The organism is Streptomyces sp. NBC_01635 (assembly GCF_045209715.1).
In the GTDB taxonomy this organism is placed as follows: domain Bacteria; phylum Actinomycetota; class Actinomycetes; order Streptomycetales; family Streptomycetaceae; genus Streptomyces; species Streptomyces hirsutus.
In genome coordinates this window covers 1,691,498-1,704,811 of sequence record NZ_CP109277.1, presented here as the reverse complement: position 1 = coordinate 1,704,811, position 13,314 = coordinate 1,691,498, and the positions used below count along the sequence as shown (strand labels likewise).

Annotated in this window: 11 protein-coding genes and 1 riboswitch; of the genes, 7 read left to right on the top strand and 4 right to left on the bottom strand. The window is 72.3% G+C overall.

Annotation, left to right across the window (positions count from 1 at the left end; translation table 11 throughout):
* Positions 1–300 precede the first annotated feature (300 nt).
* Both OHB56_RS08215 and OHB56_RS08210 read left to right on the top strand, forming a co-directional pair.
* On the top strand, positions 301–1,089 hold the full coding sequence (locus tag OHB56_RS08215; protein WP_326751670.1) for a carbon-nitrogen hydrolase family protein: 789 nt from the start codon (positions 301–303) through the stop codon (positions 1,087–1,089).
* Between the two features lie 58 nt (positions 1,090–1,147).
* Entirely contained in the window at positions 1,148–2,845 is a 1,698-nt protein-coding gene (locus OHB56_RS08210) for an NAD(P)/FAD-dependent oxidoreductase (RefSeq protein ID WP_326751669.1), read from the top strand.
* Between the two features lie 45 nt (positions 2,846–2,890).
* Here OHB56_RS08210 and OHB56_RS08205 read toward each other — a convergent pair whose 3' ends face one another.
* Entirely contained in the window at positions 2,891–3,577 is a 687-nt protein-coding gene (locus OHB56_RS08205) for a DUF5995 family protein (RefSeq protein WP_406352439.1), read from the bottom strand.
* 172 nt (positions 3,578–3,749) lie between these two features.
* On the opposite strand from OHB56_RS08205, the gene OHB56_RS08200 reads away from it, so the two are divergent.
* Entirely contained in the window at positions 3,750–4,898 is a 1,149-nt protein-coding gene (locus OHB56_RS08200; RefSeq protein WP_326756926.1) for a glycoside hydrolase family 6 protein, read from the top strand.
* Here the strand turns inward: OHB56_RS08200 and OHB56_RS08195 are convergent.
* Together OHB56_RS08195 and OHB56_RS08190 are read right to left on the bottom strand one after the other, a co-directional pair.
* Positions 4,880–6,334: a uracil-xanthine permease family protein gene (locus OHB56_RS08195; RefSeq protein WP_406352437.1), complete on the bottom strand. Its 1,455-nt coding sequence runs from the start codon at positions 6,332–6,334 to the stop codon at positions 4,880–4,882. The two genes, OHB56_RS08200 and OHB56_RS08195, sit on opposite strands and share 19 nt — an antisense overlap.
* 158 nt (positions 6,335–6,492) lie before the next feature.
* Positions 6,493–7,698 (bottom strand): MFS transporter, encoded by a 1,206-nt coding sequence (locus OHB56_RS08190; protein ID WP_406352435.1) that lies wholly within the window; start codon positions 7,696–7,698, stop codon positions 6,493–6,495.
* A 225-nt stretch (positions 7,699–7,923) separates the two neighbouring features.
* On the opposite strand from OHB56_RS08190, the gene OHB56_RS08185 reads away from it, so the two are divergent.
* Entirely contained in the window at positions 7,924–9,132 is a 1,209-nt protein-coding gene (locus OHB56_RS08185) for an ROK family transcriptional regulator (protein WP_326751665.1), read from the top strand.
* Between the two features lie 83 nt (positions 9,133–9,215).
* On the opposite strand, the gene OHB56_RS08180 is transcribed toward OHB56_RS08185, so the two are convergent.
* Positions 9,216–9,974: an SDR family oxidoreductase gene (locus OHB56_RS08180; RefSeq protein WP_406352433.1), complete on the bottom strand. Its 759-nt coding sequence runs from the start codon at positions 9,972–9,974 to the stop codon at positions 9,216–9,218.
* A 453-nt stretch (positions 9,975–10,427) separates the two neighbouring features.
* Positions 10,428–10,558, top strand: a riboswitch (FMN riboswitch).
* Between the two features lie 144 nt (positions 10,559–10,702).
* On the opposite strand from OHB56_RS08180, the gene OHB56_RS08175 reads away from it, so the two are divergent.
* The 3 genes from OHB56_RS08175 to OHB56_RS08165 are packed head-to-tail and all read left to right on the top strand — an operon-like array spanning position 10,703 to position 13,244.
* A complete protein-coding gene (locus tag OHB56_RS08175; RefSeq protein WP_326751663.1) occupies positions 10,703–11,317 on the top strand; it encodes a riboflavin synthase in 615 nt (204 codons plus the stop codon).
* A complete protein-coding gene (locus OHB56_RS08170) occupies positions 11,314–11,958 on the top strand; it encodes a nicotinamide mononucleotide transporter family protein (RefSeq protein WP_326751662.1) in 645 nt (214 codons plus the stop codon). Before OHB56_RS08175 ends, OHB56_RS08170 begins: the two co-directional genes overlap by 4 nt.
* The gene (locus OHB56_RS08165; protein WP_406352431.1) at positions 11,955–13,244 is read left to right on the top strand and encodes a bifunctional 3,4-dihydroxy-2-butanone-4-phosphate synthase/GTP cyclohydrolase II; all 1,290 of its coding nucleotides are present in this window, start codon (positions 11,955–11,957) and stop codon (positions 13,242–13,244) included. Before OHB56_RS08170 ends, OHB56_RS08165 begins: the two co-directional genes overlap by 4 nt.
* Positions 13,245–13,314: the final 70 nt, after the last annotated feature.

Here is a 13,314-nt window from a genome sequence, read left to right as displayed (position 1 = left end):
GTTTCACGCGGTGGCGTATTGCGTACAGCGGTGGAGGGCGGCCTCTGCGCGCGTGAGAGGGAGGTCGCCGAGGCCCCGACGCCGTGCCTGCCCCCCTGCGACTCCGGTCGCAGGCAGGCCCCGGTCGGGAGCACGCAACGAATCGCCGCTGATCCCGCACCGGACGCAATGATCCGCTCACCGATGCGCAACGGCCACTTCTTGCCCGGCCGAGCCGGCCGACCGTACCGTCTAGGCGATCCCTCCCGGCGGCCCTCCGCCCGCCTCCCCCGCCCTCCCGCGTACCGACGAGGAACACGCATGCGCACCGCCCTGCTCCAGAGCTCCGGACGGCCCGGTTCCGTCAGCGAGAACCTCAAGGTCCTCGACGAGGCCGCCGGCCGTGCCGCCACGGCCGGCGCCGGGCTGCTCGTCACATCGGAGCTGTTCCTGACCGGATACGCGATCGGCGACGACATCGCGGTGCTCGCCGAGCCCGCCGACGGCGACGCGGCCGACGCGATCGCCCGGACGGCTACCCGGCACGGGCTCGCCATCGCCTACAGCTACCCGGAGCGCGTGGGCGACACGGTCCACAACTCCACCCAGCTCGTCTCCGCGGACGGCACCCGCCTCGCGAACTACCGCAAGACCCACCTCTTCGGCCCCTTCGAGCAGGACCACTTCGCCCCCGGAGACCAGCAGGTCGTCCAGGCCGAACTGCACGGCCTCACCGTCGGCCTGCTGACCTGCTACGACATCGAGTTCCCCGAGAACGCGCGCGCCCACGCCCTGGCCGGCACCGATCTCCTGCTGGTGCCCACCGCGCTGATGCATCCGTTCCAGTTCGTCGCCGAGTCCCTCGTGCCGGTACGGGCGTTCGAGAACCAGATGTACATCGCGTACGTCAACCGGGCCGGCCACGAGGGCGAGTGGGAGTTCGCGGGGCTCTCCACCCTCGCCGGACCCGACGGGACCGCCCGTACCCGGGCGGGACGCGGCGAGGAACTGGTGATCGCCGACGCGGACCCCGTGCTCCTCGCCGCCTCCCGCGAGCACAACCCGTATCTGCGGCACCGCCGCCCCGCCCTGTACGGGCCCCTCGGCTGAACCCCGCCCCCGCTCCCGCCCCCGCTCCGACATCTTCCGCGCAAGGAGTCCGCACCCCATGACGTCCACGGTGCCCAACGCCGTCGAGCACGCCGACGAGCAGCAGCCGCCGATCACCATGTTCGGCCCGGACTTCCCCTACGCGTACGACGACTTCCTCGCGCACCCGGCGGGCCTCGGCCAGATCCCCGCGACGGAACACGGCACCGAGGTCGCGGTGATCGGCGGCGGCCTGTCCGGCATCATCACCGCCTACGAGCTGATGAAGATGGGTCTCAAGCCCGTCGTGTACGAGGCCGACCGGATCGGTGGCCGGCTGCGCACCGTCGGATTCGAGGGCTGCGACCCCGCGCTCACGGCCGAGATGGGCGCGATGCGCTTCCCGCCGTCCTCCACGGCCCTCCAGCACTACATCGACCTGGTGGGCCTCGAGACCCGCCCGTTTCCCAACCCCCTCGCCGCGTCGACACCGTCGACCGTCGTCGACCTCAAGGGCGAGTCCCACTACGCCGAGACCCTCGACGACCTCCCGCAGGTCTACCGGGACGTGGCCGACGCCTGGGCCCGGTGCCTGGAGGAGGGCGCAGACTTCTCCGACATGAACCGCGCCCTGCGCGAGCGCGACGTCCCGCGCATCCGCGAGATCTGGTCCCGGCTCGTCGAGAAGTTCGACGACCAGACCTTCTACGGCTTCCTCTGCGACTCCGAGGCCTTCAGATCCTTCCGGCACCGCGAGATCTTCGGCCAGGTCGGCTTCGGCACCGGCGGCTGGGACACCGACTTCCCCAACTCCATCCTGGAGATCCTGCGCGTCGTCTACACCGAGGCCGACGACCACCACCGGGGCATCGTCGGCGGCTCGCAGCAGCTGCCGCTGCGCCTGTGGGAGCGCGAACCGGAGAAGCTCGTCCACTGGCCCTACGGCACCTCGCTGAAGACCCTGCACGTGGACGGCGAGCCGCGACCGGCGGTGACGCGGCTGCACCGCACCGCGGGCCACCGCGTCACGGTGACGGACGCGAACGGAGACGTCCGTACCTACCGGGCGGCCGTCTTCACCGCCCAGTCCTGGATGCTGCTGTCAAAGATCGCCTGTGACGACGCGCTCTTCCCGATCGACCACTGGAGCGCCATCGAGCGCACCCACTACATGGAGTCCAGCAAGCTCTTCGTGCCCGTCGACCGGCCCTTCTGGCTCGACAAGGACGAGGACACGGGGCGGGACGTCATGTCGATGACGCTGACCGACCGCATGACCCGGGGTACCTATCTGCTGGACGACGGCCCGGACCGGCCCGCCGTCATCTGCCTGTCCTACACCTGGTGCGACGACAGCCTGAAGTGGCTGCCGCTGTCACCGAACGAGCGGATGGAGGTCATGCTGAAGTCGCTGGGCGAGATCTACCCGAAGGTCGACGTCAGGAAGCACATCATCGGCAACCCGGTCACCGTCTCCTGGGAGAACGAGCCCTACTTCATGGGCGCGTTCAAGGCCAACCTGCCCGGTCACTACCGGTACCAGCGGCGCCTGTTCACGCACTTCATGCAGGACCGGCTGCCCGAGGACAAGCGGGGCGTCTTCCTCGCCGGCGACGACATCTCCTGGACGGCCGGCTGGGCCGAGGGCGCCGTCCAGACCGCGCTCAACGCCGTCTGGGGCGTCATGCACCACTTCGGCGGAGGGACCGACGCGTCCAACCCCGGGCCCGGTGACGTGTACGACGAGATCGCGCCGGTGGAACTCTCCGACGACTGAACCCGGCCGCACCGCGGGCGCCGCGGCCGGCCGGCCCGGTTCCGCTCAGCCGGGCAGCGGTGTGAGCAGCATGCGCCCGGCGAAGCCCACGGCCAGGTCGAGACGCGCGGCGAACTCCTCGGCGACGTCCGGCAGCCCGCGCAGCGCCCACAGCGCGCGGGCCGTCGTCCACGCGGCGTCCCGGGCGCGGTCCAGGCTCCACGCGCCGGCCAGATGGGTGAGGGGATCGGCGAGCTGGAGGAGGTCGGGACCGGGCATCAGGTCCTCGCGGATGCGCTCCTCCAGCGCGGTCAACAGATCACCCACCTGCTCGAACTCATCCTCCAGCCAAGCGGGTTCGCAATCGAGGGTACGGCAGGTGTCCACGACGGCGAGCGCCAGATCATGACCGATGTGCGCATTGATGCCCGCCAGCGCGAACTGCAGCGGACGTACGCCGGGATGGTGGCGGAACTGGAACAGCGGACGCCAGCAGGCCGGCGGGCGGCGCCCCTCGGACACCGCTTCGACGGCGGCCAGATAACGCTCGGCGAACACCACGTTCAGGGTGACCGCCGCCCGCGCGTCCGCGAGCGGACCCGCGTCGATGCGCCGGTCGGCCTCCGTCGTCACCGTGAGGTAGACCCGGTTGAAGACCGCGATCCCGTCCCGGCGGGGCAGGGCGGAGTCGAGGGCGCGCATACGGGAGACGACCGTGTCTACAGGGGTGTGGACTTGCTCGCATCGCGCCATGAGCGCAGATTCGCACCTTTAGTGTGGTGCCCGTGGCGGCGGGACCGACGCTTCCCCGGAACGGGGTAACGCGCCCGCCGTGGGGGAGGGGGAGCAGTACGTGTCAGGCTCGCGTGCCCAACGCCTGGCCGCTCGGCGATCCGCGCGCAGAGGCGTGGCCCGGCGCGGCACCATGGTCGCGGCCGCCTCCGTCGTGGTGGCCGTCGGCACCGCCACCGGGATGCTCTCGGCCCTCGGCGGGGACCGCGGCTCGGACGAGGCACGGCCGCCCGGGGTGACCGCGTCGCCCCGGCTGGAACCACTGCCCGCCGTGCCGTCCCCGTCGCCCGCCGAACCCTCCCCGTCCGCTTCTCCAAAGCCCGGTCCTGAGAAGGCCGGGAAGGAGGGGAAGCGGGGGAAGGCGAGTGCCACGGCGTCCGCGTCCGGGAGCGCGCCGGAGCAGCGGTCCGGCGCGGCGTCCACCCGGCTCTACCGCCACCCCGAGTCCCAGGTCCTGGACTGGGTGCGGGCCAACCCCGGCGATCCACGCCGGGCGGTCATAGAGTCCCGCATCGGCGACCGGCCCGCGGCGGTGTGGTTCGCTGACTACTCACCGGACACCCTGACCGCACGGGTCCGCGCGGTCACCTCGGGCGCCGCCGCGCGGGGGCAGGTGCCCGTCGTCGTGCCGTACGCGATACCCGGCCGTGACTGCGGCGGGCACTCCCAGGGAGGAGCGCCCGACCTGGACGCCTACGACGGCTGGATCGACCGGTTCGCCGCCGGGCTGGGGTCCGGCGAGGTCGTCGTGATCCTGGAGCCGGACTCCCTCGCCCAGGTCGAATGCCTCTCCGCGGGCGAGCGCACCGCCCGCTTCGCCTCGCTGGCCCGCGCCGGACGGGTGCTCAAGGAGGCCAACCCCCGGGCACGGGTCTACTACGATGCCGGGCACTCCGGGTGGAACGCGCCCGTGAAACAGGCCGGCTGGCTGCGGCAGGCCGGGGCCGCGTCGGCGGCCTCCTCCGACGGCGTCTTCAGCAACGTCTCCAACTTCCACGCCACCGCCGACGAGGTCGCCTACGACCGGCGGGTGCTCGACGCCCTCGGCGGCCCGCCGGGCCTCGGCGCGGTGATCGACACCAGCCGCAACGGCAACGGTGCTCCGGCCGACGGCGAGTGGTGCGACCCCGCGGGCCGCACACTCGGCCGGGCCCCGACACTCAGCACCGGCGAGGCGGGGATCGACGCCTACCTGTGGGTCAAGCTGCCGGGGGAGTCGGACGGCTGCAAGGGGGCGCCGGGCACCTTCACCCCGTCGTACGCCTACGACTTGGCGCGCTGACCGCCTTCGCCGTCCGCCTCGCCGTCGCCCTTCCCACCGCTCGTGCCGGCCTCGGCGTCGTTGCCGCTCGTGTCGTAGGACGAGGTGCCCTCGTCCAGCAGCGGCTCCTGCGTCTTGAGGTGGGCGGGCGCGAAGGCGCGCAGCGCGTGGTAGCCCGTGATGACGACGAGCGTGCCGAGCGCGATGCCGCTGAGCGAGAAGGTGTCGGTGAACTCCAGCGTGACGTTGCCGACGCCGATGATGATGCCGGCGGCGGCCGGCACCAGGTTCAGCGGATTGCGCAGGTCCACCTTGGCGTTGGTCCAGATCTGGGCGCCGAGCAGGCCGATCATGCCGTACAGGATGACGGTGATGCCGCCGAGCACACCTCCGGGGACGGCCGCCACGACCGCGCCGAACTTCGGGCAGAGGCCGAACAGCAGGGCGAAACCCGCGGCCGCCCAGTACGCGGCGGTCGAATAGACGCGGGTCGCCGCCATCACGCCGATGTTCTCGGAGTACGTGGTGTTGGGCGGGCCGCCCACGGCGGTGGACAGCATGGAGCCGACGCCGTCGGCGGAGATGGCCGTGCCCAGCTTGTCGTCGAGGTTGTCGCCGGTCATCTCGCCGACGGCCTTGACGTGCCCGGCGTTCTCGGCGATCAGCGCGATGACGACCGGCAGGGCGACCAGGATCGCCGACCACTCGAACGACGGGCCGTGCAGGGTCGGCAGACCGATCCAGTCGGCCTGGCCGACGCCCGACAGGTCCAGGCGCCAGTGATCGGTGACCGCACCGCTCGCGTCCGCGGAGTGGATCTGCCCGAAGACCCGGTCGAGGCCCCAGGACAGGACGTACCCGAAGACCAGCCCGAGGAAGATCGCGATGCGGGACCAGAAACCGCGCAGACACACCACCGCCAGACCGGTGAACAGCATCACGAACAGGGCGGTCCACTGGTCCTGCGGCCAGTAGGTGGCGGCCGTGACCGGCGCCAGGTTGAAGCCGATCAGCATCACCACCGCACCGGTGACGATCGGCGGCATCGCGGCGTGGATGATCCGCGCTCCGAAGTGCCGTACCGCGAGCCCCACCAGGAACAGCGCGGCCCCGACCACGAACACCGCGCCGGTGACGGTGGCGCTGGACCCGCCCTGGGCCCGGATGACCGCGGCGACGCCGACGAAGGAGAGCGAGCAGCCCAGATAACTGGGCACCCGGCCACGCGTGGCCAGCAGGAACACGATGGTCGCGACGCCCGACATCATGATCGCGAGATTGGGGTCCAGACCCATGAGGACCGGTGCGACGAACGACGCCCCGAACATCGCGACGACGTGCTGGGCCCCCAACCCCGCGGTGCGGGGCCACGAGAGCCGTTCGTCGGGACGGACCACCGCACCGGGGGCCGGTGTGCGTCCGTCGCCGTGCAGTGTCCAGCGGACGCCGAGATCCATGAGCTGTCGCTTTCGTCGTTCGTGCAGCGTGTCCGGACCATTGTGAGGGCTGATCGGGCATGCTCCGGTCACGAGGGAGGGCGGGGCCGGGCCCGCCCGCACCCGAGCGTGATCCGCGGCCCCGGGGAGGGAGTCCGGCGAGACGGTCCGCGGGGCTTTCAGGTCCGTGGGCCGGGAACGGCCGCGTCCGGCCGGATGATCTTCACCCGGTCCCCGCCGCGCAGCACGCCCGCGAAGCCGGCCAGGCCGCACGACAACACCGTGACCAGGACGAACGACACCATCAGACTGGTCGCCTGGGCCAGCAGCCCGATCGCGCTCGGAGCGATCAGTCCCGAGGTGTACGTGATGGTCGCGACGCCCGCGATGGCGAGGCTCGGGTTGCTGCCGCTGCGGCCGGCCGCGGCGAAGCACAGCGGCACCACCACCGCGATGCCGAGACCCATCAGCGCGAAGCCTGCCATCGCCGCCGCGGGGTGCTGCGCGAGGACGATCAGCAGTCCGCCGCCGACGGCGACGACACCGCTCGCGCGGACCGTGCGCACCGCACCGTAGCGGTCCACCACCCGGTCCCCGGCGATCCGGGCGACCGCCATGGTGAGCGTGAACCCGGTGGTGCAGGCCGCCGCGAGACCGGCCGAGGCCTCCAGCCGGTCGCGCAGATAGACCGCCGACCAGTCGAGGCTCGCGCCCTCCGCGAAGACGGCGCAGAAGCCGATCGCGCCGATCAGCAGTGCGGAGCGGGGCGGCAGCGCGAACCTCGGCGGCGGCTCCTCGTCCGGGGCGGACCGCAGATCGAGGACGTGGCCGGCCGCGAGGACGCCCGCCACGGTCAGGACACCGGCCGCGAGCGTGTGGTGCAGCCGGGCGTCCGCACCGAGGTGCGCGGCGAGCGTGCCGGCCGCCGAACCGATCAGGGCGCCGACGCTCCACATGCCGTGCAGCCCGGACATGATCGACCGGTCGAGCCGGTTCTCCACCTCCACGCCCAGGGCGTTCATCGCCACGTCGGACATGCCGGCCGTGGCGCCGTAGACGAACAGGGCCAGGCAGAGGGTGAGCAGGTTCGGGGCGACGGACGGCAGGACCAGCGCGAGCGTCCACAGAGCGATCAGCCCGCGCAGTGCGGCCCGGGCGCCGAAGCGGTGGCTGACCCACCCCGCCAGCGGCATCGCGAGGGACGCGCCGAGCGCGGGGAAGGCGAGCGCGAGCCCCAACTGCCCGGGGCTCACGCCGGCATGGTCCTGGATCCACGGCACACGGGTGGCGAACGAGCCCGTGACGGCGCCGTGCACGGCGAACACCGCCCCCACGGCGTACCGCGCCCGCCGCACCTCGTGCTGCCCGTACACCTCTGCACTCATGGTCCCGCCCCTCCCGGTCGCCCAAGGCATCCCTGACGCGCCGGGTAAACTATCAGGTACCCTGCCTGAAAGATAAGGGGATTTTCGCCAGTCCGGTCCGGCATGGCACGGCACAGTCCGGTCCGGCGCCCCTCGCTCCGGCCTGCTCGCCCCGCCGGTCCGGTCCGGCCGCCGTCATCGCCGCCGCCCGCCGACGGCGGACCGCAGATCTGGAAGGATCACGCCATGGCCGCATCCCCGAGCACCGCCCGAGCCATCAACGACCGGCTCGCCCTACGGCTGCTCCAGCAGGAAGGACCGCTGACGGCCGGGCAGTTGAAGCAGCTGACCGGGCTGTCCCGGCCGACCGTCGCCGACCTCGCCGAGCGGCTGACCGCGGCCGGGCTGATCACCGTGGTCGGAGAGGCCGGGGAACAACGGCGCGGGCCGAACGCGAAGGTCTACGGGATCGTCGCCGACCGGGCGCACCTGGCCGCACTCGACGTGCGGACCGAGGGCGTCGCGGTGGTCGTGTCCGACCTCGTCGGCACGGTCCTGGCCGAGGCCTCCGCACCGATCGCGCCGGCCGCCGGGACGGGCCCGGCCGTGGAGCGGGCGGTGACCCTGGTCGAGCGGACCTTGAAGGAGGCGGGAGCCGACCGGCTGCACACCGTCGGCGTCGGCGCCCCGGGGCTGATCGATCCCGCGAGCGGCGACCTGCGCGACTCCACGGGGCTGCCGGAATGGCACCGCCGGCTGGTCGCCGCGCTTCAGGACCGGCTGCCCGAGGCGCGGGTCAGCCTCGAGAACGAGACCAACCTCGCCGCCCTGGCCGAGCAGCGCGACGGGGCCGCCCGCGACCGCGACACCTTCGTCCTGCTGTGGCTCGGCCACGGCACCGGCGCGGCCGTGATCCTGGACGGCACCCTGCGCCGGGGCGCCTCCGGCGGCACGGGTGAGATCGGCTTCCTGCCGGTCCCGGGCACGCCCGGCCTGCCGTCGGCCACGGACTGCGGCGGCGGCTTCCACTCCCTCGCGTCGGCGGCGGCGGTCACGGAACTGGCGGGGGAGTACGGGGTCGTGGCCGAGCCGGGAGGGGAACCGGCGGCGGCGGGAGCGGTACGGGCGGCCGCCGCACGGGCGGGGAAGGAGCCGGGCTCCGCGGACGCGCGCTTCCTCGACGCCCTCGCCGACCGTGTCGCCGTGGGGGTCGCGTCGGTGGCCGCGCTGCTGGATCCCGGGTGCGTGGTGCTCGGCGGGGAGATCGGACAGGCGGGCGGCGAGGAACTCGCCGCCCGCGTGCGGGACCGGACGGCCCGGATGTCACCGCTGCCCACCGAGGTGCGGGCGAGTGTCCTGGGTGGCGAAGCGGTGCTGCGAGGCGCCCTCCTGACGGCCCGCGACCACGCCCAGGACGAACTCTTCGGCCCCACCGTGCGGGGCCACGCCCTCTGAGACACGCTCCCCCGGCACCGCGTACGCGCCTCTGCGTCCGTGGCGGCTCAATCACCCGGGGCGCTCGCCCGCCCGGTACGCGCTCACTTGCCCGCGCGTACGTGCTCCGCCCGCGCCGCCAGGAACTCCTCGAAGGTGCCCTTGCCCACCGCGTGCTCCGGGGCGAGATGGCCGCCGGCGCGGAAGGCGCGGTACGCCGCGCCCCGGAGGGGCACCTTGACCACCGCGCGGCGGCGGCCCGTGGCCTCCAGGTAGGAACGCGCCAGGGACTCCAGCATGCGCACCTCCGGCCCGCCCATGTCCGCGACGCGCCCCGCGGGTCCGCCCCGGGCCAGCTCCGCCAGACGGTCCGCGACCTCGGTCACCGCGATCGGCTGGTCCTTCACACGGGCCGGCAGCAGCATCACCGGAGACTTGCCCAGTCCCTGGAGGAGGGTGAGCACCAGGTCGTGGAACTGGGTCGTACGGAGCACGGTCCAGCCGAGCCCCGACTCCTCGATCAGCCGCTCCACCGCGAACTTGGTCCTGTAGTAGCCGAACGGCACCTGGTCGACACCGACGATCGAGATGTAGACGACGTGTCCCACCCCGGCCCGCCGCGCCGCCGCCACGAGGTTCTTCGCCGCCTCCTCGTCGCCGCCGCGCGGCGTGCTCGCACAGTGGACGATCGTGTCCACCCCCGTGACGGCCGTGTCCAGCGCACCGCCGCCCCGGCGCAGGTCGACGGCGTACGGCCGGGAGTGCCGGCTGAGCACCCGCACCTCCTGCGAGCCCGTCCGCAACCGCTCGCTGACGTGCCGGCCGAGGGTTCCCGTACCGCCGGTCACCAGGGTCGTGGTCATGCCGTTCAGCTCCTCAGGTCCTGTCGTCGGACGAAGGCGCTCCCGCCGGCGCACCTTCGTCAAGTTCATCAGGAGGGAGACGGAACCGCCGCCGGGAATGTGACACGGGACCGGCGGGCACGGTGACGAGGCCCCGCGGGCACAGTGGTGAGGCCCGGCGGCGGGCAAGGGCCGTCGTCACCGCCGCCGGGCCGGTCTCTGGAAGGGACTGCAGCAGACGGTAAGAGGACTAGACCATTGCGTCAATAGGTATGGACCAACTGCGGGGGTGTTCCGGCGCACTCCGGCGATGTCCAAAGGTGCGAAAGGGGGCGGCGGTCGGGCGGGCGCGAGCCGTCCGTCGGGAGCCCGCCCGGCGGTGACGGCGTGCGGTGTCACCTCCTGTGAGGCAGCCCACACCCGGTGCCCGCGTGGACGGTGGGCGGGCGTGGCACACTGGCCCTGTACCAGCAGCAGCGCACTCCGGGGTCGGTGAAAGTCCGAACCGGCGGTTACAGTCCGCGACCCGGCCGCTTCCAGTGGCCGGTTGACCAGGTGAAATTCCTGGACCGACGGTTAAAGTCCGGATGGGAGGCAGTGCGCGGCGGGCGGGCATTCATGCGCGCCGCCGTACCGGTCCGTCCTCGTGGCGGGCTCCGTCCGGCGTCGCCCCCGGTGCCTCCGCCCGTTTTTCTGTCGTCATCGACAGCCCCGGAGTCCGTGCCCGAAGAGGCAGGAGGACCCGGGAAGTGTTCACCGGAATCGTCGAAGAACTGGGCGAGATCACCGCCGTCGAGACCCTCGACGACGCTTGTCGTTTCCGGCTGCGCGGCCCCGCCGTCACCGAGGGCGCGAAGCACGGCGACTCGATCGCCGTCAACGGTGTCTGCCTCACCGTCGTGGACCACGAGGGCGACGAGTTCACCGCGGACGTGATGGCCGAGACCCTGAATCGCTCCAGCCTCGGCGCCCTCGCCGTCGGCTCCCGCGTCAACCTCGAACGCCCCATGGCCCTGGGCGCCCGCCTCGGCGGCCACATCGTGCAGGGGCACGTCGACGGCACCGGCCGGATCCTCGGGCGTGAGCCGTCCGAGAACTGGGAGATCGTCAGGATCTCGCTCCCCGCCGAACTCTCCCGCTACGTCGTGGAGAAGGGCTCCATCACGGTCGACGGCATCAGCCTCACCGTCGTGGACGCCGGACAGGACTTCTTCACCGTCAGCCTGATCCCCACCACCCTCGCCCTGACCACCCTCGGACTCAAGCAGAGCGGCGACCCGGTCAACCTCGAGGTGGACGTCATCGCCAAATACGTCGAGCGGCTGATCGGCGACCGGACGATCGGTGAGGGGGCCACCAAGTGAACTGGCTGAACTCCGAGGCGTTCACCCTCTTCGACCAGCACATCAAGTGGTCGGACATGATCGGCAACGTGATCGGTCTGGTTGCTCTGGCCCTCGGCTGGCGGCGCTCCATCTGGACCTGGCCCGCCCAGTTCGTCTCGGGCCTGATCCTCTTCACGGCCTTCGCCACCGCCCACCTCTCCGGCAGCGCGGGCAAGCAGATCGTCGTCATGCTCGTCGCCGCGTGGGGCTTCCGGCAGTGGAACCGCGGCCGGCAGCAGGCGCAGGACGGTTCCCTCGCGGTGCGGTTCGCCACCTGGCGCGAGCGCGGCGCGCTGATCGGCCTCGCGGCCGTCGGCACCCTCGCCGTCGGCGGCCTGTTCACCGCCTTCCCGTCCCTGTCCTGGGACCCCTGGCCGGACGCGTACATCTTCGTCGGCACCATCGTCGCCATGTACGCCCAGGCCCGCGGCATGGTCGAGTTCTGGTTCGCCTGGCTGCTGGTCGACCTCGTCGGTGTACCGCTGAACTTCGCCAACGGCTTCGCCTTCTCCGGCTTCGTCTACGTCATCTACGGCGCGCTGGTCCTGTGGGGACTGCGCGACTGGTGGCTGCGCTCCCGCGAGGACGCGCGCCCCGCACTGGAAGGAGCGCCGGCATGAGCACGGCACCGATCCTTTACCGCACCGAGGAGTTCGAGAACCCCATGCTCGACCCGGTCGAACAGGCCATCGCCGACATCGCGGCCGGCCGCCCCGTCGTGGTCGTCGACGACGAGGACCGCGAGAACGAGGGCGACCTCGTCGTCGCCGCCGAGAAGGCGACCCCCGAGATCGTCGCCTTCATGATGAGCGAATGCCGCGGACTGATCTGCGCCCCCATGGAGAGCGACGAACTGGACCGGCTCCGCCTCCCGCAGATGGTCGAGGACAACACCGAGTCGATGAAGACGGCGTTCACCGTCTCCGTCGACGCCTCTGCCGCCCACGGAGTGAGCACCGGCATCTCTGCGGCCGACCGGGCCACCACGCTCCAACTGCTCGCGAGCGGCACCGCCGAGCCCGCCGACCTCGTCCGCCCCGGCCACGTCTTCCCGCTGCGCGCCCGCTCCGGCGGCGTACTCGTACGCAACGGCCACACCGAGGCCGCCGTCGACCTCGCCCGCCTCGCGGGACTGCGCCCGGCCGGAGCCATCGTCGAGATCGCCGGCGAGGACGGCCGGATGCTGCGCCTGCCCGAACTGGTCCCGTTCGCCCGCAAGCACGGCCTGACGATCATCTCCATCGAGGACCTGATCGCCTACCGCCGCAGCTCCGAGCCCACCGTCCGCCGCGAGGCCGAGGTCCGGCTGCCCACCTCCCACGGCGTGTTCACCGCTTACGGCTACCGCTCCACCGTCGACGGCGTCGAGCACGTCGCCCTCGTCCACGGAGACATCGGCGACGGCCGGGACGTCCTGGTGCGCGTCCACTCCGAATGCCTCACCGGCGACATCTTCGGCTCCCAGCGCTGCGACTGCGGCCCCCAGTTGGACGCCTCCCTGGACCGCATCCAGGCGGAGGGGCGGGGCGTCGTCGTCTACCTGCGCGGACACGAGGGGCGAGGCATCGGCCTGATGTCCAAGCTGCGCGCCTACGAACTCCAGGAACGCGGACGCGACACCCTCGACGCCAACCTCGAACTCGGCCTGCCCGCCGACGCCCGCGACTACGCCGCCGGCGCGCGGATACTCGCCGACCTCGGGGTACGCGGAGTCCGCCTGCTGACCAACAACCCCGACAAGTCCCAGGCCCTCGTCCGGTACGGCATCGAGGTCACCGGACGCGAGCCGATGCCCGTCACCGCCGGCGAGCACAACATCCGCTACCTGCGCACCAAGCGCGACCGGATGGGCCACGACCTGCCCTGGCTGGACACGCCGACCGTGCCCGCCTGCGGCAACCAGTGACAGCGCCCGCCCGGGACAACCATCCACCACGGCAGCCGGCAGGAGACCCTGACCGCGGCGGCCGGCAAGA